Origin of the sequence: Bacteroides sp. An322, assembly GCF_002161765.1 — a bacterium.
Lineage (GTDB): Bacteria > Bacteroidota > Bacteroidia > Bacteroidales > Bacteroidaceae > Phocaeicola > Phocaeicola merdavium.
Window position 1 is genome coordinate 189,942 of the sequence record NZ_NFIN01000002.1, and the last position, 23,709, is coordinate 213,650.

17 protein-coding genes and 2 pseudogenes are annotated in these 23,709 nt (G+C 42.5%); 9 read left to right on the top strand and 10 right to left on the bottom strand.

What is annotated here, in order from left to right; translation table 11 throughout:
• The first annotated feature begins 14 nt into the window (after positions 1–14).
• Positions 15–677, top strand: a complete 663-nt coding sequence (gene rpe / locus B5F91_RS01855) for a ribulose-phosphate 3-epimerase (protein ID WP_162611689.1) — start codon at positions 15–17, stop codon at positions 675–677.
• Position 678: 1 nt separating this feature from the next.
• Positions 679–2,655: a ComEC/Rec2 family competence protein gene (locus tag B5F91_RS01860; protein WP_087427400.1), complete on the top strand. Its 1,977-nt coding sequence runs from the start codon at positions 679–681 to the stop codon at positions 2,653–2,655.
• 72 nt (positions 2,656–2,727) lie between these two features.
• Here the strand turns inward: B5F91_RS01860 and B5F91_RS01865 are convergent, their stop codons facing one another.
• Together B5F91_RS01865 and B5F91_RS01870 are read right to left on the bottom strand one after the other, a co-directional pair.
• Positions 2,728–4,086 (bottom strand): MFS transporter, encoded by a 1,359-nt coding sequence (locus tag B5F91_RS01865; RefSeq protein WP_087427401.1) that lies wholly within the window; start codon positions 4,084–4,086, stop codon positions 2,728–2,730.
• A 19-nt stretch (positions 4,087–4,105) separates the two neighbouring features.
• Complete coding sequence (locus B5F91_RS01870; protein WP_087427402.1) at positions 4,106–6,772, bottom strand: 4-alpha-glucanotransferase; 2,667 nt, start codon at positions 6,770–6,772, stop codon at positions 4,106–4,108.
• 403 nt (positions 6,773–7,175) lie between these two features.
• On the opposite strand from B5F91_RS01870, the gene pulA reads away from it, so the two are divergent.
• Together pulA and B5F91_RS01880 are read left to right on the top strand one after the other, a co-directional pair.
• A complete protein-coding gene (gene pulA, locus B5F91_RS01875; protein WP_087427403.1) occupies positions 7,176–9,170 on the top strand; it encodes a type I pullulanase in 1,995 nt (664 codons plus the stop codon).
• A gap of 172 nt (positions 9,171–9,342) precedes the next feature.
• The gene (locus B5F91_RS01880) at positions 9,343–10,380 is read left to right on the top strand and encodes a bifunctional oligoribonuclease/PAP phosphatase NrnA (RefSeq protein ID WP_087427404.1); all 1,038 of its coding nucleotides are present in this window, start codon (positions 9,343–9,345) and stop codon (positions 10,378–10,380) included.
• A gap of 197 nt (positions 10,381–10,577) precedes the next feature.
• Here B5F91_RS01880 and B5F91_RS01885 read toward each other — a convergent pair.
• The 7 genes and pseudogenes from B5F91_RS01885 to B5F91_RS01915 all read right to left on the bottom strand — a co-directional run.
• Positions 10,578–11,402 (bottom strand): annotated as a pseudogene (locus tag B5F91_RS01885) (sialate O-acetylesterase); the annotation flags it as partial.
• A 127-nt stretch (positions 11,403–11,529) separates the two neighbouring features.
• A complete protein-coding gene (locus B5F91_RS01890; RefSeq protein WP_087427406.1) occupies positions 11,530–12,081 on the bottom strand; it encodes a 3'-5' exonuclease in 552 nt (183 codons plus the stop codon).
• A gap of 244 nt (positions 12,082–12,325) precedes the next feature.
• A complete protein-coding gene (locus tag B5F91_RS01895; RefSeq protein ID WP_087427407.1) occupies positions 12,326–12,514 on the bottom strand; it encodes a hypothetical protein in 189 nt (62 codons plus the stop codon).
• A 222-nt stretch (positions 12,515–12,736) separates the two neighbouring features.
• Entirely contained in the window at positions 12,737–13,336 is a 600-nt protein-coding gene (locus B5F91_RS01900; protein ID WP_087427408.1) for a metallophosphatase domain-containing protein, read from the bottom strand.
• Positions 13,337–13,345: 9 nt separating this feature from the next.
• Positions 13,346–14,494, bottom strand: a complete 1,149-nt coding sequence (locus tag B5F91_RS01905; protein WP_087427409.1) for a PD-(D/E)XK nuclease family protein — start codon at positions 14,492–14,494, stop codon at positions 13,346–13,348.
• 99 nt (positions 14,495–14,593) lie between these two features.
• On the bottom strand, positions 14,594–15,442 hold the full coding sequence (locus tag B5F91_RS01910; RefSeq protein WP_087427410.1) for a DUF4435 domain-containing protein: 849 nt from the start codon (positions 15,440–15,442) through the stop codon (positions 14,594–14,596).
• A gap of 8 nt (positions 15,443–15,450) precedes the next feature.
• Positions 15,451–16,170 (bottom strand): AAA family ATPase, encoded by a 720-nt coding sequence (locus B5F91_RS01915; protein ID WP_158099876.1) that lies wholly within the window; start codon positions 16,168–16,170, stop codon positions 15,451–15,453.
• Positions 16,171–16,504: 334 nt separating this feature from the next.
• Here B5F91_RS01915 and B5F91_RS01920 point away from each other — a divergent pair.
• From B5F91_RS01920 to B5F91_RS01940, 5 genes and pseudogenes are all read left to right on the top strand, one after another.
• A pseudogene (locus tag B5F91_RS01920) lies at positions 16,505–16,843 on the top strand (DIP1984 family protein); the annotation flags it as partial.
• A gap of 469 nt (positions 16,844–17,312) precedes the next feature.
• Positions 17,313–18,476 (top strand): serine hydrolase, encoded by a 1,164-nt coding sequence (locus B5F91_RS01925; protein ID WP_087427444.1) that lies wholly within the window; start codon positions 17,313–17,315, stop codon positions 18,474–18,476.
• 88 nt (positions 18,477–18,564) lie between these two features.
• Positions 18,565–19,335, top strand: a complete 771-nt coding sequence (locus B5F91_RS01930) for a DUF1295 domain-containing protein (protein ID WP_087427413.1) — start codon at positions 18,565–18,567, stop codon at positions 19,333–19,335.
• A 5-nt stretch (positions 19,336–19,340) separates the two neighbouring features.
• On the top strand, positions 19,341–20,585 hold the full coding sequence (locus B5F91_RS01935) for an NADH:flavin oxidoreductase (RefSeq protein WP_087427414.1): 1,245 nt from the start codon (positions 19,341–19,343) through the stop codon (positions 20,583–20,585).
• A complete protein-coding gene (locus B5F91_RS01940; protein WP_087427415.1) occupies positions 20,575–21,426 on the top strand; it encodes an SDR family oxidoreductase in 852 nt (283 codons plus the stop codon). The genes B5F91_RS01935 and B5F91_RS01940 overlap by 11 nt, the downstream gene beginning before the upstream one ends.
• Positions 21,427–21,472: 46 nt before the next feature.
• Here B5F91_RS01940 and B5F91_RS01945 read toward each other — a convergent pair whose 3' ends face one another.
• Positions 21,473–23,677, bottom strand: coding sequence for a sodium-translocating pyrophosphatase (locus B5F91_RS01945; protein ID WP_087427416.1), 2,205 nt, complete (start codon positions 23,675–23,677; stop codon positions 21,473–21,475).
• Positions 23,678–23,709: the final 32 nt, after the last annotated feature.

Genomic DNA, 23,709 nt, shown 5'->3' on the forward strand with positions numbered 1-23,709 from the left:
GTAATAACATTGCCATGGAAAAAGAATTGAAAATATCGCCTTCGCTCCTTGCCGCTGATTTTGGCAACTTGGAACGTGAACTTGGAAAAATAAATAAGAGTGAAGCAGACTGGTTGCATATCGACATTATGGACGGTGTGTTTGTGCCAAATATTTCGTTTGGGTTTCCGGTTTTGAAATATGTGGCAAAACTTTGCGAGAAACCTCTTGATGTACATTTAATGATTGTACAGCCTGAAAAGTTTATTCATGAGGTAAAAGATTTGGGTGCTATGATGATGAATGTGCATTATGAAGCGTGTGTGCATTTGCATCGTGTGATACAGCAAATTAAGGATGCAGGAATGAAGGCAGGTGTGACTTTGAATCCTTCGACTCCTGTTTTTTTGTTGGAAGATATTATAAGGGATGTTGATATGGTATTGTTGATGAGTGTGAATCCCGGATTTGGCGGACAGAAATTCATTGAGCATACGATAGATAAAGTTCGTGCTTTGCGTGAATTGATAGAACGTACCGGTTCTCATGCGTTGATTGAAGTAGACGGTGGCGTGAATCAGGAAACTGGAGCCCGGTTGGCAAAAGCCGGGGCGGATGTCTTGGTGGCAGGAAGTGCCGTGTTTAAGGCACCTGATATGGGAGAGATGATTCACCAGTTGAAAATAGCGGGTCGTTGAGTTGCTTTCTCTTTTTACATCTTATCCGTTGTTCCGGCTGACCATTTCGCTGGCAGCCGGAATTTTGATATCCGATTGGTTGTTTCCAGATGCGGCGTATTTGGCATGGCTCATAGGGGCATGGATTGTTACTTTTTTCTTCTCCGTTGCGTGTTATCCGTTAAACCGTTATCGTTGGCGTATGTTTTTCGGATGCGGGATTTATATAAATGTCGCATTATTAGGAGGCATTTTGTATTTGGCAAATCGTGAAGAAGTACGTTTTGACTGGGCGGAAGGACGTAATGTCTATGTGGGAACGATACTTGATGTGCCTCATCCAAAACCTAAAACCATGCAATCCATCGTAGAAGTGGAATGGACAAAGAATTTATCCGATAGTGTTTGGTATCCGGTAAACCGTAAAATTGTATTGTATTGGATGCCTGATTCTGTGCAAGGAGATTTGTCGTGTGGAGATCGGGTTTGTTTTGAAGCAAGTGTCAGTCGTCCGGTCTCGGATGTGGATTTCTCAGGATTTGATTATGGATTGTATTTGGAGCGGCAGGGAATTGGAGGCACAGCGGTCGCTTTTTCAGGGAATTGGTATAAGCTGGAGCGTACAAATCCGTTGTCTTTCAGGCAAAAGGCATTGCTTTATCGGGAGAAAATTGTTGATACATATCGTTCATGGGGATTGGATGATGATGTACAAGCTGTAGTTTCAGCATTGACTGTAGGGGATAAGAGTGAATTGACACGTGAATTGAAAGACAGTTATACCGCAGCTGGAACCAGCCATATCTTGGCACTTTCGGGGATGCACATTGTCATTCTTGCGTTAATCTTGTCATGGTTGTTTTATCCGATCCGTTATTTGCCTGGTGGTAAGTGGGTTATCAGTCTTTTCATAGTAGTATTTCTATGGAGTTTTGCTTTCCTTTCCGGGTTAAGCCCTTCGGTAATACGGGCTGTAGTCATGTATTCGTTGTGTGCCGTGGCATCGGTTTTCACAGAAAGCAGGTTTGCCGGGGTGTTTTCGGTATCATTGGCGGCTTTTCTGATGTTGGTATATCAGCCTTTGTATTTGTTTGATGTCAGTTTCCAATTGTCTTTTATTGCAGTAGTGTCTCTTTTGTTGATATATCCATTTATTGAAAAACTGTTTCATTTTCGTTGGAAATTGCTTGATTATATTTGGAAATCTATGGCATTGTCTATGGCTGCTCAGTTGGGAACTTTGCCTTTTATTTTGTGTTATTTCGGTACTTTCCCTACTTATTTTTTGCTTGCTAATTTAGTGGTCACTCCTTTATCGATTGTTATTTTGGGTTTAGCACTTGTTTGTTTGCTTTGTGGGGCAATACCTTGGTTAGTAAAAGGATTAAGTATTTCGGTTGAATTGTTGAACGGTATAATGGAGTGGGTACAAGGCTTGGCTGGCTCTCAAATAACTTCTATTTATTTTTCTCCTTTGCAAGCATGGATATTTGCTTTGTTTTTGGTTTTGGCGGTGTTTTATGTTTCACGCCGTTCTGCCCGTAGGTTGGTTTGGATGTTGTGTTCTTTGAATGTATTGTTGGTAATGTTTTGGATAGAACATTTGAGTCCAACTGATGATTATTTGTATTTTACCCGTTCAGGCATTTATACTAAACGAGATAGGGATGTTTCACAATTATTTTCTGAAACCAATCTTTATCGGATACAAAATTTACAAGTTGCATTGGCTAATGATTCCCGTTGGAAAAATAAGCAATCGGATGAACGACTTCACATAGATTATGTGTATATATGTAAAGGCTTTAGTGGTACAATGGCGGGATTGGCTGATTTGTTTCAGATTCAATATGTGATATTCGACGGTTCGTTGGGTGATGCTTACCGGGAACGTTTGAAACAAGAATGCAAGTCATTAGGCTTGGCTTATAGTGATATTGCAGAGACGGGTACTTATTCGACAATACTTCGCAACATTGATCATACGCCGAAAAATTAAGTTAAGTCCATCGGCAATCGAACCTGGGTCCGTATGCCGATGGACCCGGCTGCGATTGCCGATGGATATAAGTTATTTCTTTTCTTTAATAATGCCTACACAGCAAGCGCCGATAAGGAGCAAGATGCCGGCAAGTACCAACATGTTGACTTCTGGAGGAACGCTGCCTTCGCGAGTGAAGAGATGAAGGATTTGTCCGCCTGTAGCGGCAGCTATAATTTGAGGTACGCAAATGGTACCATTGAATAATCCCAAATAAGTCCCCATGTGTCCGCCGCTTAATGAGTTGGTCAGGATTGTGAACGGCAAAGCCAACATTGCTGTCCAAGCACAACCGATTAATAAGAAGGAAACGAATAAAGCATATTGGTTATGGATAAAGAAAGTCGAAATAAAACCGATGCCGCCTAATATCAGACTAAGCGAGTAGACCAACTTGCGGTTCTTGAACGAAGGCAATATGGCAGCCCAAATAACTGACCCAATTGCTTGTACGGCAAAGAGAATACCTACCCAGTTGCTGGCATCTTGGTATTCGGGCGATTGGGTGTTAAGCACTAAGTTTGTCACTCCGTCTTTTACAATTTCAATAGAAGGTGTCCCGAACACGTTAGCGGCTACCGTCCCGTTGGTATAAGTCCACATGAACATAAAGGCTGCCCAGCAGAAGAATTGCACCAGTCCTACAGTCCAGAAAGCTTTCGGTGCATTGACCAGCAATTTGAAGACATTTACTTTTTCTTCTTTCTCCTTGTTCGTGATGCCATGGTATTCGGCATAAAGTTGGGGAGGATATTCTTTCACTTTTATTGTCGTGTAGATAACGCACAATATCAAGATAGCTGCTCCTACATAGAATGAATAGATAACCGAATCGGGTATTACGCCTTTGGGGGCAATATTGCTGATGCCGATAGCCGCAAAGATAAATGGGAAAAGATAACCGGCAAGGCTTCCGGCGTTGCACAGGAAACTTTGGATAGCGTAAGCCAGTCCTTTTTGCTTTTCGTTTACCATGTCGCCCACCATCATTTTAAAGGGTTGCATGGCAATATTGATAGAGGTATCAAGTAGCATAAGCGAGATAAGTCCGAAAATCATAGCTTCTGACACGCTCATTCCGAAACTTCCGGCGTTAGGCAGCATACACATTACGAGTACGGCGATAAGTGCTCCGATGAATAGATAAGGAATACGGCGTCCGAAGCGGCACCAAGTACGGTCACTGAACATGCCGATGAGTGGCTGTACGATAATGCCAGCCAAAGGAGGAAGTATCCAAAAGTAACTCAAACTATGCGGGTCTGCTCCCAAAGTGGAGAAGATACGGCTGATGTTAGCGCTTTGCAGGGCGTAAGCTATCTGTACGCCGAAAAATCCGAAACTGATGTCCCACAGTTTCCAAAAACTTAGGTTAGGTATTTCTTTCATGGTCTTTTATGTTAATGGGTTATCTTCCGCATTCGTCTATCATCCAGCGGATTTTATTGTTGAATGCGTCTTGTTTCATTAGGTTTTCCAATGTGATGTGCATACGCCAGCGCCAATAATGTTTGGGGTTAGCAGGCACATTAATCCGTTCGATAGCAATATCCGGATTGCGTAAGGCCTCATCCATAGAAGTCCAGTCTTGCCATGTCAAGATACACAGCATAGAAGGGCTGTACAGGTGTCGGCGGATAACGTCTTCGCATAACCAACCTGGCGCATGTTCGGGCAATTCTCCCCAATGTCCGAGTTCGTGATAGAAGAAACGGGCAGCTATGTCGCGGTCTTCTTCCCACCAGCCACGGAACGTAGACATATCGTGTGTGCCAATGGTGCATACCGAACGGAACGGATAGGCATATACATGACCGAACTCATGTGCCGGATTCTTTGGCATCCGCTGGATTTCGAGTGAAAGAATCTGAAGTTGTTCCATAACCCAAGGCACGCAGTCGGGTACCATACCCAAGTCTTCACCACATACCAACATCGAGGTGGCTTGTGTGAGGATAGGCAGTTTCTTCATAGCTTCATGATACCAGAATTCATTGTGCCGACGGTAATAATAATCGTTATACAGGCGGTTGAATGCGTCTTTTTCTTGTTGGCTTAATTGACGGTAGATAAAGTCATTTTGCACGGCAATGCGCGGATGATACATATCTGGATTATCCCTATCGGGGATGAACAATACATTGCTGACCAATGCATACAATCCTTCTTTCAGGTCGTTGTCCGGTTTTCCAGTTTGGGTAAAGTAAGCCTCTATCTTGCGTTGGGTATCAAATTCCGGGCGTAAGGTGTAGATGTCATGATGTGAATGTTGAACGAACGTATTCCGGACTTCCTGACTTTTTTCTCCGAACATGCTGTCTAACATGGCATCGTTAATGAACGGACGGGTCATGAATTCTTTTTGGAAATGCAATCCGTAGCTTTCGATTTCTTCTACACTCATAGGCAATGCCGGTACAAATTGTCCTAACAATCCATGCACAGAATGGGTCGGTATTTCCCAAATGCGGAAGAAACCTAAAATATGGTCAATGCGGTAAGCTGTAAAATAGTTTGCCATTTTGCGGAAACGGCGTTGCCACCATTGGTAGTTATCCTTTTCCATCACTTCCCAGTTGTAAGTCGGCAAGACCCAGTTTTGTCCTTTAGTAGAGAATGCATCGGGTGGAGCTCCGGCTTGACCATTCATGTTGAAATAATAAGGTTCAACCCAGGCTTCTACACTGGTACGGCTGATGCCGATAGGAATGTCACCTTTGACAATAACCCCTTGCTCTCGTCCGTAATTGCATGCTTCAAGTAGTTGGATGTGAAGCAGGTATTGCACAAAACAATGGAATGAAGTTTCAGTATATGCCTCATTTTCTGGAGAGCACAATTGTTCTGCAAATTCAGAACGGTATGTACTATATGTTTGCCATTGATGAAAATCAGGTGTTTGGAAGCGGTCACGTAAATAACAGAAGGCGGCATACGGACGAAGCCATTCTGCATTTTCCTGATAGAAAGCTTGATACCCTTCGGAGGAAAGGAATGTTTCTTGTTCTTGTAAGAAAACCGCTTTCAGGTAGGCGCGTTTCCAATGGTTGACGGCTTCATAGTCAACTTGAGGCAAGGCATTCAGTTCTATGCGTTTTTGTTCGAAAGTAGCGGCAGCTTCTTTATCATGTAGGGCAGGGAGCTGGCGTAAGTCCGCAAACATGGGATGGAAAGCATAGATTGAAATGCTGCTATACGGATAAGAGTCGGTCCATGTACCCGTCATGGTCGTATCGTTGATAGGAAGTATTTGTACGGCATGCTGGTGTGTGTCGGCTGCCCAATGGATGAAGGTCTTGAGGTCTCCGAAATCACCTACGCCATAACTTCCTTCTGAGCGGAGCGAGAATACCGGAATGGCACTTCCTGCCACTTTATATTGTTCGCTGGCAAAGAATATTTCTTCTTCCGGTGCAATATAAGTTTCTCCAGGTTGTAGTGAGGGAGGCGTTATATGGCGGTTCTCATGTGCTTCCCATTCGATGACGGTACCGTTTTTAGGGTCAATAGCTACATATTTATAATCAAAGTCAGGAGGGAGTGTGGCGCCATCTAGAGTCAGTTGCCAAACGTTGGGTCGTATTTCAAACATACGGAGCAGGGCGATTTCTCCCCATTTGCCTAACGTGTTACAGTTTCCGGTAATGCCTAATATCCGTTCTTCTTTTCCGTTCATTGGACATAAGGCACGGAATATGATACGGGTGTTGCTTGAAGCTTGAGGAAAAGACTCTGAACAATGCGAGGTCGTAGGACAGAAAGCCGAACTGAACCGATAAGATGCAGCCGGCAGGTCACGCCAGTTGTCTTGTATTAAATAATGAGTATCATCGCCTGCCGGCAAATAGAATTGGTGGGGAAAGATTCCGAATTCTTTCCGGATGCAACGGCCTTCGCGATGTACTTCATAGCGGTAGGTGATGAAAGAGACAGAAGGGTTGGGGTGATAATCGGTTTGTCCTTGCCAATGATACCCGTCTACAGTAAATAATTTTACAATGTTTTCTTCGTTAATGCAGACACAGAGGTTTTCACCCCATGTCGTGCGATACTGGATTCGAAAAGTTATAATCATAATCAGTGATGTTATGGTATTAGAATTAATAATACGCAAAGATAACTAGAGTAATTGGCTGCATTAGCTTACATAATGAAAATATAAATAAATATAACCATAAATCATGCTTACAGATAGTTGTAGACCCATTTAAAGGTCATTAAAATATAATTCTATTGTAGCCTTATAATAAAGACAGAACTCTAGATATGGAGTTTTTAAGCATTCGAAATCGTATATTTCTAAAGTTGGAATCATTCGTTGAAAAGTTCTATAAAAAGGTTTTTCCAATACGGCTTTCCCATTGATTTATAATGAGATAAAAATATAGGTGGTTTCTATTTTTTTTTCAATTCCACTGGGTTTGTAATAGAAAAAGGTATCTTTGACAAAAATCTTTAATAAACTAAATACAAGTACCATGAAATTAAGACATTTATTCGTTTTGCCGTTTGTGGCGGCAATGGGATGCCAGCCGATGCAGCGTGATTATGATTCGTATGACAATTATCCTGTAGTGGAAGGAGATTGGGAGGAAATGGTTTATACTCCCGAAGCGACTCAGTTTGCTCTTTGGGCTCCTACGGCAGAAGAGGTGAATTTGAAACTTTATACTAAAGGAGTAGGAGGTGAGCCTACTCAAACATTGCCGATGAAGGCTGCCGAAGACGGATTGTGGCGTACATCAGTCGATGGAGACCTCAACGGACAATTTTATACATTCGATGTAAAGGTGAAAGGAAATTGGTTGGGCGATACTCCGGGTGTATGGGCAAAAGCAGTCGGTGTCAATGGCAATCGAGGTGCAATTATTGATTTAAAAGCGACTGACCCGGAAGGGTGGGAACAAGATGTGCGTCCTGAGTTAAAGAGTTTTGCAGATATCGTGCTTTATGAAATGCATCATCGTGATTTTTCAATTGATTCGTTGTCGGGTATTACGCATCGCGGTAAGTTCTTGGCGTTGACAGAAGAAGGAACAAAGACGGTACGCGGGCAAAAGACAGGTATCGACCATTTGAAAGAATTAGGCGTGACGCATGTACATATTCTACCTTCCTTTGATTATTCATCGGTAGATGAAACCAAGTTGGATACGCCTCAATACAATTGGGGATATGACCCGAAGAACTACAATGTGCCCGATGGCTCTTATTCTACCGACCCTTATACTCCAGATGTACGTATCCGTGAATTTAAACAAATGGTCATGGCATTGCATGAGGCAGGCATCCGTGTTGTGATGGACGTGGTGTATAATCATACCGCAATCACTGATGGGGGTAATTTTGAGCGTACCGTTCCCGGTTATTTCTATCGTCAGAATCCGGAAGGAGGGTTTGCCAATGCTTCGGCTTGTGGCAATGAAACCGCTTCCGAACGGGCAATGGTACGCAAATTTATGGTAGAAAGCGTGAAATATTGGGTAGAGGAATACCATGTAGACGGTTTTCGTTTCGATTTGATGGGTATTCATGATTTGGAAACTATGCGTGCTATCCGTAAAGTGTTAGACGAGATAGACCCTACCATTTATATATATGGTGAAGGCTGGGCAGCCGGTGCACCTCAATTGCCTATGGATTCGTTGGCGATGAAGAACAACATAGACCGCTTGTCGCGTATAGCTGCATTTAGTGATGAGTTCCGGGATAGTTTGCGCGGACCTTTCGCTAATGATGCTCAAGGTGCTTTCCTTGCCGGATATAAAGGACACGAGGCAGGCATCCGTTTCGGTATCGCAGGTGGTGTCGAGCATCCGCAGGTCAATGGAGAAGGTGGTCATAAAGTGCCTAAGTTTTGGGCTTTGCAGCCTACTCAGTTCATTAGTTATGTAAGTTGTCATGACGATATGTGCTTGGCAGACAGACTGAAAGCTACTATGCCGGATGCTTCGGTAAACGTGCGTAAGGATTTGCATAAATTAGCATTGACCGCTGTTTTGACTTCACAAGGCGTGCCTTTTATTTTTGCAGGCGATGAAGTGATGCGTGATAAGCAAGGAGTTCATAATTCATTCAATAGTCCGGATGAAATCAATGCCATCCGTTGGGAACTTAAAAAACAGAACCGGGATATATTCGATTATGTAAGTGGGCTGATTGCTATGCGTCGTGCTCATCCTGCTTTCCGCATGGGAGATGCGGATGCGGTGCGTAAGTATTTGGAGTTCTTGCCTGTAACCGAAGATAATGTGGTTGCTTTCCGTTTGAAAGGGCAACCTAATGGAGATGCATGGACCGATATAACGGTGATATTGAATGCACGCGATAGAGCTGTGTCTGTAGACTTGCCGGCAGGCACTTGGCAAGTGGTATGCCGTGACGGACTTATCAATCCGGATAAAGGCTTAGGTACGATGCAAGGCGGAAAAGTAAATGTAGGTGCACGTTCGGCGTTGATTCTGCATCGCTGATAAGTGAAGAAATTGTTTAGAAATGCAGATTAACGCAGATTTTCGCAGATTAAACTAAAGATAATCTGAGGAAATCTGCGTTTCTTCTAAAACATAAAGAAATAATTCTCCGTGTTTTTGCGCCTTTGCGTTTCAGTCCGTATCTTTGCATTCTCAACTTAAACTATGATTTATGTTATCAAAAATTATTCTTCAAGCTAATATTGATAAGGCAGCTAAGTTTTTCGAGCATGCCGATAAGATAATCATCGTATCTCATGTGTCGCCCGATGGCGATGCGATAGGCTCTTCATTGGGCTTATCTCATTTCTTGGAAACTCAGGATAAGGACGTGCATGTGATTGTGCCGAATGCTTTTCCTGATTTTTTGCGTTGGATGCCCGGAGCGAAAGATGTGATTCGTTATGATAAGTACGGAGAATTTGCCGATAAGCTGATTGCAGAAGCCGATGTGATTTGTTGCCTCGATTTTAATGCGTTGTCACGCATTGATGCTGTAGCTAAGCCGGTGGCTGAAGCCAAGGCAAAGAAAATCCTGATAGACCATCATCTCAATCCGGAAGATTTTTGTCAGGTAGTTATTTCGCATCCGGAAATATCTTCTACCTCTGAATTGGTTTTCCGTTTGATTTGCCGCATGGGGTGTTTCGAGGATATAACTAAAGAGGGTGCCGAGTGTATCTATACAGGTATGATGACCGATACAGGCGGATTTACGTACAATTCGAATAATCAGGAGATTTATTTCATTATCAGCGAATTGTTGTCGAAAGGCATTGATAAGGATGAAATATACCGTAAAGTGTTTAATACGTATTCCGAAGATCGTTTGCGTCTGATGGGCTATGTATTGTACGACAAGATGCAGGTCTTTCCGCAATTCCGTTCCGCACTGATTACTTTGACTAAGAACGAGCAAAACAAGTTCCGTTATGTGAAGGGAGATACGGAAGGCTTTGTCAACATTCCGTTGCAGATAAAGAATATTTGTTTTTCAGCTTTCTTGCGTGAAGATACCGAGAAAGATATGATAAAGATTTCCCTTCGTTCGGTAGGGGCTTTCCCTTGCAATAAGGTTGCGTCTGAGTTCTTTAATGGCGGAGGTCACCTGAATGCTTCGGGCGGAGAGTATTATGGCACAATGGACGAGGCTATCCAGTTATTTAAGCAAGCTTTGGTGAAGTATGAAGATTTATTATTGAAAAATTGATTTTTCATGTTTTAAACGATAAAAAAAGAGTCTGCCTTCAAAGTAATATCAGATTTTATTTTGGAGGCAGACTCTTTTTTATTATTTACCATTAGGAAGTTGAATATCTATTCCTTTTCAGTTTTGGTTGCGGTATAGGTATTTCCAGTTTGGGGGCTGGAAGCAGAATTAGGTATTGTTTTATCAGTTGGCTTGCTTTTACCCAACAGTTCCAGCATTTTCATGCCGTAGCGTGTGCCCAACATCCGATAACCTTGTGCTGTAAAATGCAGGCTATCTTTGGCTGCAGGACATCCTGCAGAGGAAATGACATGAGCCGTAGGGATAGTACGAGGCAATGTGTCGATAATGGCATTCATTGAGGCGCATTTTCCGTGTTGGTCGGCATTGACCGTTTCTCCAGCCAATAACGGCACGTTCTTGGCTTTTAAGTTCAGGTCGGAAAGCAGTCTTTCATAAACCAGTTTCACTTTGTTGGGCCATTCCGGGTCACCGGTATTTGATTCGCCTTGATGTAAGAGGATGCCTTTGATAACTCCGTCTTTTTGTGCCAGTTTAGCTAGTTCTACCAGACGTGCGTATGGATTCCCGTCGTATTCTTTTACCATATTCTGCAACCAATCGGGCGATGAAGCTACATAGTCTTGGTATTTGTCTTCATCGAACAGTTCGATGCGGCATCCGCCGATAGCTACATGGATAATGCCTACACGTACTTTCTCGGGCAGGTTCTTTATTAATGTACGTCCGAAATAATCGGCTGGAGTCAGTCCCGTATAGCATCGGCATAAGGGAGGAACGGCACGATACCATTTCCCTTTTTCACGTCCTAAGTCGGGGCAATCTACGGCGGACATTACTAAAAATCGGTCGCTTGCATTACATGTGTCTTGCGGTTCAAACCGGGCATTGCCTTCCATGTTCGATTGACCGAAACAGAGATAGATGTAGAAATTCTTGTCGCGGGCAGATGCAGACAGAACCGTCAGCATCAATCCTAAAAATAAAAGTATTTTTCTCATGGTAATTATTAGTTTAAAATGTTTACTTATACTAACCACGAGCAAAGTTAAAAGATTTTTTGTTTTTTGGTGAAATATTCATCATAAAAGTTTGTTTATGAGGGGTATTTATTTGTGTAGTATATCATTATAATTTCCCGTTACAGAAATCCATATTCTCGTGATTGCATTTTGCCGCATCCCGAATCTCTCTCAGAAACAAGCGTGCGCACATTTCGGCATCGTCTCCCGCACGATGGTGTAGTCCGTAAGGTATTTCGAATTGATTGCAGAGGTAATCCAGTTTATTGCAATCAAAGTTATAAAGCTTTCGGGCAGCACGGAGCGAGCAATAATATGTGATGTCCGGTTTTTCGATATTATAAAACTCCAATGAATGGCGGATGCATCCGATATCGAAAGCGGCATTATGTGCCACGAGCACAGGGCACTCTTTCAAGTATTCAGCTATTTTTGCCCATATTTCAGGAAATTCTGGTGCATTTGCCGTATCGTTCGGACGTATCCCGTGAATCTGTATGTTCCAATAACTATAATAATTGCCTTCCGGACGGAGCAGCCACGAACGAGTTTCTGCAATCTTCCCATCACGTACCACACAAATGCCCGCTTCGCAAATGGAAGTCCGTCTCCTCGTAGCGGTTTCAAAATCAATGGCTATAAAGTTTACTTCTTGCATGAGGTATCCTCTTTCTTTTTGTAAAAACGCATCATATTAACGACAAAGTTACGCATTTCGTTGTAATCGGCAAAATTGTTATTAACTTGTGGATAGCATAAGAGGTATACAGAGTCTTTTTAAGATAAGTGATAGACAATTGGATATTGACTCAATTATTTTATCTATTATTTTCATATATAAGTTTTCAATAATGGCAGGGTGTAGAATACACATCCTGTCATTATTACGACTTTAGTACCAATTATTTGATTTTCTTAATATCAAATGATGGATTTGCACCACTTTCTTTTTCAATGCCTAATTGATTTTTGAAAGCATCGAAAATTTCTTTACTTGTCGGTCTGTTACAATTTATAACAATTTGAACTGAAAGCCCCTTAGCGTATTTTTTCCAAGGAGTCTTAACCGTTACTTTCCATGCGTAAGACATATTTTAATAATTTAAGGAATTAAACATTAAGTTGATATGTATCAGAGATATGTTCCCAAACACATTTATTTTCTTGAATTGATTTATCACGGCAGCTAAATTAAGTTTTGGGGAATTATACTCACATACATCATGGAAATTGCATTTTAAATGTTAAATTTTTATTAGGATATGCATTTTTTGTTTGGGTAAAGTTGGAATTACTTGAAACACTTGTTTTCATCATTCTAAATAGAGCAAGTGTATTCGCTCTTTCCGTAACAAATACCCTTCGTCCATTATGCTGGCATTGGAAAAAGTAATGTCGGCGTGGTCGATTGTTCCATAATCAGAATGGATATGTCCGAACAGATGAAGTTTAGGTTTAATGGAATTGACTTTCTGCCATAAATCATCACTTCCGTAATGATACTTGTCATCATAATCAAGGATGCCTAATGGAGGGCAATGTGTAATAAGGACATTTGTATCAGTAAGAATGGCTTGGATATAATGTTTATCTTTCCCTTCGAGGGCATCTTCTACAAACATGGGCATTCCGTAGAATTTTACGCCATCTATGCAGATGCTTGAATTGCAGAGATAGTGGCAATTTTTATCCAAACCGGATAACGTTGCGCCATATAGGCAATTGTCGTGATTGCCAGCAATGAAAATCTTGTGTCGATAAGGTAAGTCACAAAACCAATTGAGAAAATCTATCGTTTCCTGTTCCGTACCTACTATGGTGAAGTCTCCGGAATGGATGAGGATATCTGCATTGGGCAAATCGGTGAGTTGCCGATGCTGGTTATGTGTGTCTGAAAGATGGAGAATGGTCATAACTTCAATTTATGTATTTTGGTAACATTCAATGATTTTTAAGCCATTGCTATAGAGCTGAGAATCCATTATGCTTTTTATTATTTTTTCTCTGATACTATCTTGATTTAATAATTCATCAGTTTCAAATCGGATTGTATTTTTTTGAAAATGCCACCCCCAATTTTGAGGTGTTGATTGTTCGTCTGGTACAATGCCTTTTTCTTTTAAAAGATCTTTATGAGATTCAACGAATTTCAGCATGTCTCCTTTTACTTCTAAATACATATCAATACGACATCCATTGGCTTCATAATTCCATAGAGAGACATATTTAAGAGTCAGCATTATTTGTCTTGAATATTCATTATAGTAATAATAAGTAAAGCGATTATTATCTTTAGCTTCAACACTTAAATATAAGCATCTATTTTTTAACAGAGTGTTTATATTTTCTTTGTCTTGCTTATCTTTACCTTCTATGGAATTACGGATATGATTAATCACATTTGAGTGAATTTCAGATAATCTGTTAATCTTTATTCGATTACTTTCATTTTGATAGTAAAACTTTAATTCTTCTTCGTTCATGGCGTATGTTTCATTGTAGATGTTTTGGATAAATTCTTGTAAAAGAAGTAAACTTTTTGAATCTGCAGATTGAAAATATGTAGGGATGTTTTTAATTATTTCATTAGCAAATTCTTTATGAGTGATATTAATAAATATATTCGTATTTTTTATTGGTACTAATGACAAAATCACTCCTCTTTTATTAATCTCAGGCACTTTTACACTTTCCCAATAAGATGAAAGATCATTATAGACTCCTGCATAAACTTTATTTTCGATAATCAATGCTTCTTCTTCGTTTTTGATTAAAAGATCTATTCGTTTTTTATCATCGTTTGTTTTTTCACGGGTAATGGTGAAACTTTCTAATTTTAATGGTTTTAAGCCAGACTTTTGTTCGATTAAGGCATTGAATGAGTCAATAAACAGACGACCAAGTTTGTGTTTCTCTTTTGGATTGAAGAAATAAGCATAGATGTCTGACCAACTATTTTCACGATGATTAATGCCAGCAATATCCAGCAAGGTTCTTTGTCGTGATCGCTTGGGTGGGATATACTTGCACCCCGAAAGCCATGAACTTAATTCTTGTAAGCTATTATCCATAAATATTAGTTATAAAATTAGGGCTAAGCAAAAGTAGTTATTCTCAAGTATATATGAGAAATGGATGTGTTAAAATAGGTTGTTCCTTATTCTTTTGAGTTAATTATTCAATATGGATTTTAAGTCATGCTGTAACATTTCAATCTCGTCATATCCTGTGGTATGCAATCCTTCATTAAGTATGTTTGTCCTGAAAGCAATACCTGTTCCTTTGCATAGCAAAGTTCCGATATGCAGCATCAGTTTATACAGTTGGTGGCCTTGAATATGCAAATAGGCATTTTGGGGGTTCAAAGTTCCATTTGCATTTGCCGGTTCTTCAGTCAGTCCACTTATGGCGGTGTCAAATAAAGATTGAACGGTTTTCAAATATTCTTTGCCGTTATCAGCTAAATCAGTACGTTTAGGCTGCAAGGGAATACAAGCATTGAATTTTGATACATTCCACAGCTGATTGATGTGACAATCCGCACTGTATCGAATCAGATACAACAACGGCTGATAAACGATTCTTGAAAACGATGTCAGAAATGCCTGTGTATCAAAATCTGTCTCCGTTTGTACTTGCTTTATACGTTCTTTGAGATGAGAAGCCTCGCATAAGTGATTCTCCCAAGAATAAGTATATGTTTGGGCTATGAAGTTCTTTGCTGAAAGTTCAGTTTCGCCCCTTAACAAGCGTAAATCACTGTCTATGCAGATAAAAAAACGTGTAGTGAGGTATGGTCTGAACTTCAGACATTGCTCGCATCCGCGTGTATCCTTTCCGTCATTGCTTTTGCTGAAATACAGGTAGCGGTAACGTCCCGGTTTGATACTTTGAAGCTGGTAATTCCAAAAGGTCTCGTCTTCTTTATCTTCCAAATGTACCACTGCCTGGTAACGTCCTGTCAAGGCAAGGTTCCGATAAAGCTTAGCTTGCTTCTCTATCCAATTGGTTCTTTCCATACGCCGTGTCACTTTGTGATTTGTTCCATATACCAGACTTTATCACCCCATCCATCTCCAAACAGAGCGGGGGAATGAGTCGTAATGAAAAACTGTGCATTCGGATTGAAATGAACTAACAGGTTGATGAGCTCAAATTGCCAATCTATATCCAGTGAGTTTTCCGGTTCATCAATCAAAACGATGGATTTACGTTGACCTAATAAGAATACACGGAGTAAAATCAACAGTACTTGCATCTCTCCAGAAGAAAGTGCTCCCACAGGTAACGTACCGTTATCCGTGATTACAGAGAACTTGCTTCCCTCTATTTCTATCCGTTTGTTGGTTAAAGCGAATAAGTCATTAATTGTTTTCTGAAAATCAGCAATCTGTGTTTTTAAATCTTCTTGTTCTTTTGCAGAACTATCTATCATGGACATACGAAGGCTCATTAGCGAAGGACCGGTTTTCATGTCATAGATGAAATATTCCAGGTCTTGTGCTAATGCAGTAGCAGTCTTCCGCTTATCTCTCATTGAAATATTATCAATGGAAGGCAGATAAACGATGTCTCCATTTTGTTTATTGTTATCAGCCGTCAATGACTTGTAGAGGTTATTCAGAAATGTGGTTTTACCACTTCCATTCACTCCCATAATAATGTTGACATCGGGATGTGCCGGAAACTGAACCTTCTGTTTTTCCCAAAGGTCGATATTTACTTCCGATATTCTTGACAGTGACATATATTCTGTTTTTTGATTACTATTATCATAATCATCACTTCGTCTTGGTCGATGAGCAGGCATTCCAATTGCTGGAGTAAGTCGTTCAGATAGCGTTCTATATCCTCAGCGTTTGTAATCGTCTTAATTAGGCAAATTCTTACGCATATTGACTTAGTCGCGACGCAAGACAGTTTCTTAATAAACTCGAACAAAAGTAAGTATAAAATATGTAATTGGCAAGCTTATGACAAAAATCTTTGTAATCGCGCCACGCGGTTCTTTCATTTAAGAGGTAGTTTTGAATTTCTACAAAAAGTTTTTTCCGCAGATATTATAGAACAATACGCCCGCCGAAGACGTAAACGATTTGTATAAGGAATTGGGCGATTGCCTGACACAACTGGAGGAGTTGACCTATCGGATTAACCATACCAACATGCAGACCGTGCATGAAGGGGAGACATTGACACGGATGATTGCCCGGAAAGACATCCTTACGTTGCGCATATCCGTTATGCGCGATGTCTTGAGCCACGTCATCGAGAATGACCGTTACGGACGGAATGAAATCAAGTACATACGCACGATTGATGTGCCTGCATTCCGGAAAGAAATGGACGCTTATGCCAAACGGCTCAGGGAGTTGGACTTGAAACTCCAAAGTCTGAACTGGACGGTAGATTTAATTTGAGAGAACAGGTGTAGTTTCATTCGAATAGTGGCGGCGTTCTTCTGTTGTCTTTTTGAGAAAGATACAGAGAGAAAAACAAACAACTTATGAGCAAAGGTGATTTGCGGGTCGTGTTATCGTGCATTTCCAGCATAGCGCACAAACGCAAAGTGCATATGCACCAGAGAGGTTGCATTACAGCGCATTACCATACGTCGACTATTCTGATAAGGAACGAGGGTGGGATGAGGGGAAATCACATTCGTCTTGTACATGTCAATGAAATAATCTGTGTAATCCGTGGTGGAAACCGATAAAAATGCATACATTTGCAGAAATGCTAAATGTGTAGATAAACGAAGCAGGGTGCATCGGCTGATGAAGCAGGGTAAGAAGGCTGATGCAGCCGTATGCGTCGGGCGATGCAGCCGTATGTCTTTTTGACAGTATCTTTCTGTCGTTTTGGCGGAAATCTAAAAACAATATGCGTATGTCTTTATCAAGGAAAAAGAAATGGCTTTGTGGGAGTATTGGGACGGTGCTTTTGCTTTCCGTAGTTTATATGTCCTTGCCTTATTATGCCCGGCAGGCTTTGGTGCACTGGATGCCTGTGATTGATGATTTGGAGACTTTCCACCGGAACGTGGTGCATCATAATCCCGGTGATGTCTGGCATTGGGAGCGGGCGGAGAACTATAACCGCTATCGGCTCCTTCCGGCTGATTCGGCTTACCTGGATAGCCTGCATACCGTTTCTTTCTTGGTTATCCGGCACGATAGTATTTTGTTCGAAAGTTATCGGGACGGGTGGAACGATACGCTGACCTCGAATCTGTATTCGGCTACGAAAACGATAGTGGGGCTTCTGACCGGCATCGCGCTGGATGAGGGGAAGATACATAGTCTGGACGATAAGGTTTCGCGCTACATCCCTTCTTATACCAAAGGTATGCAGGCGGATGTTACGGTTCGGGATTTGCTTACGATGAGTGGAGGTATGGCATGGGACGAATCGTATGCTTCGCTTTTTTCGGTCATGACGCATGGTTATTACGGGAATGACTTGTATCGGCTGGTGACCGGACTGGAGGTGACAGACCGCCCCGGTGTGCAATTCTCGTATCGGAGCGGAGAAACGCAACTTTTGGCATTTGTCCTTGAAACGGCTACGGGAGAGACGTTGAGCCGGTATGCGGAAGAGAAGTTATGGAAGCCGATGCAGGCGGAGCGGGATGCCTATTGGTTATTGGATAAAGAGGGAGGTGATGAGAAAGCGTTTTGTTGTTTTCATACGACCGCCCGTGATGTGGCACGTTTCGGAAGGCTGATGCTGCATCGTGGAAATTGGAACGGGGAGCAGCTTGTGTCGCAAGCCTATATGGACGAGATGCTCCGTCCGGCTTCTTACCTGAAAGACCAATGGGGGAGGGATTCGCTTAATTACTATGGTTTGCAGACCTGGATTATGCATTACCATGGCGAGGCAATCCCTTGCATGAGGGGGATGTTAGGGCAATACATTTACGCTATACCATCGGAAGACGCGATTGTGGTACGCTTAGGGCGCAAGCGGCATGATGTCTACGAAGGCCCCTTCACGGTAGATATGACCCGGTATTTGGATATTGCGAGAAGGATATTGGCAGGTGGTTAATTTGTATGATTTTGTGGGTTTTTCCGTAAATCCGTGCTTTATTTCGTGGTTTTGATGTATCTTTATTGCCGTTTAAAAATCTGAAGACATGGAGCAGGAAACTTTTCATCTTTTCTTGTGGGTAATGTCGGGCATCGCCTTGCTTGTATTTATTGCCCTTTACTTTGTAAAAGCCGGTTATGGCATATTCCGTACACCTTCGTGGGGATGGTCTATCAATAACAAGGCGGCATGGGTGCTGATGGAGTCGCCTGTGTTTGTTGTGATGCTTGCCTTATGGGCTTGTAGCGGGGTAGGGGTTGCGTTGCCTCAGTTCTTGTTCCTGTTGCTTTTCTTGTTGCATTATTTCCAGCGTTCGTTTGTTTTTCCTTTTCTGATGAAAGGGAAAAGCAAGATGCCGGTGGCTATTATGGCGATGGGTATCGTCTTCAATGTGTTGAACGGGATGATGCAGGCAGGAGGTCTTTTTTATTTTAATGGGAATGTACCTACCGGAATCGGATGGAGCTATTTGTCGGAACCGCATGCGCTCATCGGGCTTCTCTTGTTTTTTATCGGAATGGGGATAAACTTGCACTCCGACCATGTGATTCGGACGTTGCGTAAGCCCGGCGATACTCGTCATTATCTTCCGCAGAGGGGGATGTACCGCTATGTTACTTCTGCCAATTATTTCGGGGAACTGGTGGAATGGACGGGATTTGCCGTACTCACGGCTTCGCCTGCCGCATGGGTGTTTGTCTGGTGGACGGCTGCCAATTTAGTTCCACGTGCCAATGCCATTTATCATCGGTATTGTGATGAATTCGGTACGAAGGCTGTAGGAAAACGGAAACGGATTATACCTTATATATATTGAAAAATATGAAAGATTCGAAATTGTTTACTCCGGTCACATTAGGACCTTTGACGTTGCGTAACCGTACGATTCGTTCGGCAGCGTTCGAGAGTATGTGTCCGGGAAATAAACCTTCGCAGATGTTGCTGGATTATCATCGGTCGGTAGCGGCTGGCGGAGTAGGTATGACTACGGTGGCGTATGCTGCCGTTACGCAAAGCGGTTTGTCTTTCGACCGTCAGTTGTGGATGCGTCCTGAGATTATTCCGGGTTTGCGTGAATTGACCGATGCGGTGCATAAAGAAGGGGCTGCCGCGGGTATTCAGTTGGGACATTGTGGAAATATGTCACATAAAAGCATTTGTGGGTGTACGCCTGTAGGTGCCAGCAGCGGATTTAATTTGTATTCTCCTACATTTGTGCGCGGACTTCGTGCCGATGAGTTGCCCGAAATGGCACGTGCGTATGGACGTTCGGTCAATTTGGCTCGTGAAGCCGGTTTTGATGCCGTAGAGATTCATGCCGGCCATGGTTATCTGATTAGCCAGTTCCTTTCTCCGTCTACCAATCACCGGAAAGATGAATATGGCGGTTCGCTTCAGAATCGGATGCGTTTCATGGACATGGTCATGGACGAAGTGATGAAGGCAGCGGGCAATGATATGGCAGTATTGGTCAAGATGAACATGCGTGACGGATTCAAGGGAGGTATGGAACTGGACGAAACGTTGCAAGTGGCAAAGCGTTTGGAGCAATCGGGCGCACATGCGTTGGTATTGAGTGGAGGATTCGTGAGCAAGGCTCCGATGTATGTAATGCGTGGCGAAATGCCTATCCGGACGATGACGTACTATATGACCTGCTGGTGGTTGAAGTATGGGGTACGAATGGTAGGCAAGTGGATGATTCCCACTGTTCCTTTCAAAGAGGCTTATTTCTTGGAAGATGCGTTGAAGTTCCGGAAAGAAATCAAGATGCCGTTGGTCTATGTAGGCGGTTTGGTATCGCGTGAAAAAATAGATGAAGTGCTTGATTGCGGTTTCGAAGCCGTCCAAATGGCACGTGCTTTACTGAATGAACCGGGATTTGTCAACCGTATGCGGGAAGAAGAAAATGCTCGGTGTAATTGTAAGCATAGCAATTATTGCATCGCGCGTATGTATTCCATTGAAATGGCATGTCATCAGCATTTGAAAGAAGAATTGCCTCCGTGCCTGAAGAAAGAGATAGAACAAATCGAGAAAAGACAAGCGGTAGGATATGGAAAATGAGAAGAAATTGGCGGTTATCACCGGTGCCGACGGAGGTATGGGGACGGAGATAACTCGTGCGGTGGCTATGGCTGGTTATCGAGTGATAATGGCAAGTTGCCGTCCTTGGAAAGCAGAAGAAGTACGCCGGATGTTGCTTCAGGAACAAAACGACTTGCAACTGGAAATACGGGAACTTGATTTGGCTTCGCTTGCTTCCGTTTCGGCTTTTGCCGAGCGGTTATTATCCGAGAATGTGCCGGTAAGCTTGTTGATGAATGATGCCGGAACAATGGAAACGGGCAGGCATGTCACGGAAGACGGATTAGAACGAACGGTGAGTGTAAATTATGTAGGGCATTACCTCTTGACGCGCAAATTGCTCCCTTTAATGAAAGAGGGAAGCCGTATTGTCAATATGGTGTCGTGTACGTATGCCATCGGCAGGCTGGATTTCCCTGATTTCTTTACCAAGGGGAAGAAAGGCGCATTTTGGCGTATTCCAATTTATAGCAATACCAAATTAGCTCTGACGCTTTTCACTATCGATCTTGCTAATCGTGTGCGTGAAAAGGGAATTGTGGTCAATGCAGCCGATCCGGGTATCGTTTCGACTGATATCATTACGATGCATGCATGGTTTGACCCGTTGACAGATATTCTTTTCCGTCCTTTTATCCGTACTCCACGAAAAGGAGCAGCTACGGCTATTCATCTGTTATTGGATGAAGAAGCAGGCAAGCGGACCGGAACATTGAATGTAAGTTGTCATGCCAAACGGCTTTCAGATAAATATGTGCATCATGTACAGATGCAAGAACTTTGGGACAGAACAGAAGAGATTGTGAAGCCTTGGCTATAAAAAGGAAAGAGGGGGCTTTTGAGACAACCCCTTCTTTTACATATTATTAGAACAGGCTCCAGGATACCGTAAGTCCTGCCATAACAATAGCCACCATACTCATCAGTTTGATGAGGATATTCAGGCTCGGACCGGATGTATCTTTGAACGGATCGCCTACTGTATCGCCTACTACTGTAGCACGATGGACTTCACTCCCTTTTCCTCCGAAATTTCCTTCTTCTACATATTTTTTAGCATTATCCCATGCGCCTCCTGCATTAGCCATGAAAATAGCCAATACAAAGCCTGATGAAAGACCGCCAATCAGCAAGCCGATAACACCTGGAACACCAAATATCAATCCGGTAGCTATCGGGGCAATAATTGCAAGAAGTGAGGGGAATACCATTTCGCGTTGTGCGCCTTGGGTAGAAATTTGTACACAGCGGGCATAATCAGGTTCGGCTTTCCCTTCCAAAATACCTTTGATTTCGCGGAATTGCTTGCGGACCTCTTCTACCATACTGGATGCAGCACGTCCTACAGCATTCATGGTCAATCCACAGAATAAGAAAGCCATCATGCTTCCGATAAACATGCCTGAAAGCACTTTCGGATTCATTAGTGTCACATCGTAATATATCATGAAATCACTGAAGCCTGCTTCATGGATCGCTACTTCAATGTTATTGGGTAATTGGAGAATTGTTGTACCGATACGGTCTAAACCGATGCGTATTTCTTCGATATAAGATGCTAAAAGTGCAAGTCCGGTAAGTGCTGCAGAACCGATGGCAAATCCTTTTCCGGTGGCAGCTGTAGTATTTCCTAGAGAATCGAGTGCGTCGGTGCGTCGGCGGACTTCTTCGCCCAGTTTACTCATTTCGGCATTTCCTCCTGCATTGTCAGCTATTGGACCGTAGGCATCTGTAGCAAGGGTGATGCCTAAAGTAGACAACATGCCGACCGAGGCGATGCCAATACCATATAATCCCATTCCGATATTGGTAAAGTCGAATCCAGAAGCAAGCCAATAAGAAAGGATAATTCCCGCAACAACAGCGATGACGGGAATTGTGGTGGAAATCATTCCTAGCCCGATACCTGAAATAATAACCGTAGCCGGTCCTGTTTTGCCGCTTTCAGAAAGTTTCTGGGTCGGTTTATAAGATTGGGAAGTGTAGTATTCGGTAGAGCGTCCGATAATAATGCCCACCAATAAGCCAATGACTACAGCTAAAGAGATATTTACCCAATTTTCAAAATCAAGCAACCAAAGGATAAGGAAAGTGCCTATGATAATTAGGATAGAACTTAAATTAGTGCCTGTTGATAAGGCTTTTAAAAGTTCTTTCATTGTAGCATTTTCACGGGTACGAACGGCAAAAATACCGATGATGGATAGAATGATTCCGATAGCGGCAATCAGCATTGGAGCGATAACCGCTTTAAATTGCATTTCTGTGTTGTTGTATCCGATGAAAGCCGCTGCACCTAAAGCAGAAGTTGCTAAGATAGAACCGCAATAGGATTCGTAAAGGTCGGCACCCATTCCAGCTACATCTCCTACATTATCTCCTACATTATCGGCGATCGTCGCAGGATTGCGCGGGTCATCTTCGGGAATTCCGGCTTCTACTTTTCCTACAAGGTCGGCTCCTACATCGGCTGCTTTTGTATAGATACCTCCGCCTACACGGGCAAAGAGGGCTTGTGTAGAAGCTCCCATTCCGAAGGTTAGCATCGTGGTAGTGATGACACAAAGTTTTGAAGTCGGGTTTAGCATATCATCGGGGATACACCATTCCAGAAGTAAATACCAAAAAGATATATCGAATAGTCCTAATCCTACTACAACCAACCCCATGACAGCTCCGCTCCGGAAAGCGATGCGCAAGCCTTTGTCAAGTGAACTTCGTGCGGCATTGGCTGTACGTGCCGATGCGTATGTTGCAGTTTTCATACCTAAATAGCCGGATAATCCGGAGAAGAAACCTCCGGTAAGGAATGCTACGGGAACCCAATGGTTTTGAAGATTGAATCCGTAAGCCATGATAGCAAACATAATAGCTAGTCCAATGAATACCATTGTCACCACTTTGTATTGTTGTTTGAGGTATGACATGGCACCGCGTCTTACGTGTTCAGCGATTTCCTGCATTTCGGGTGTTCCTTCGCTTTCTTCTTTCATTTGCTTGTAGAAGAAAGCTGCCAAAGCCAGTGCCAGGAACGAGGCGGCTGGAGCAATCCAGAAAAGATAGTTTTCCATATGTGTTATGATTTTAATGTGTCTTCAAAGGT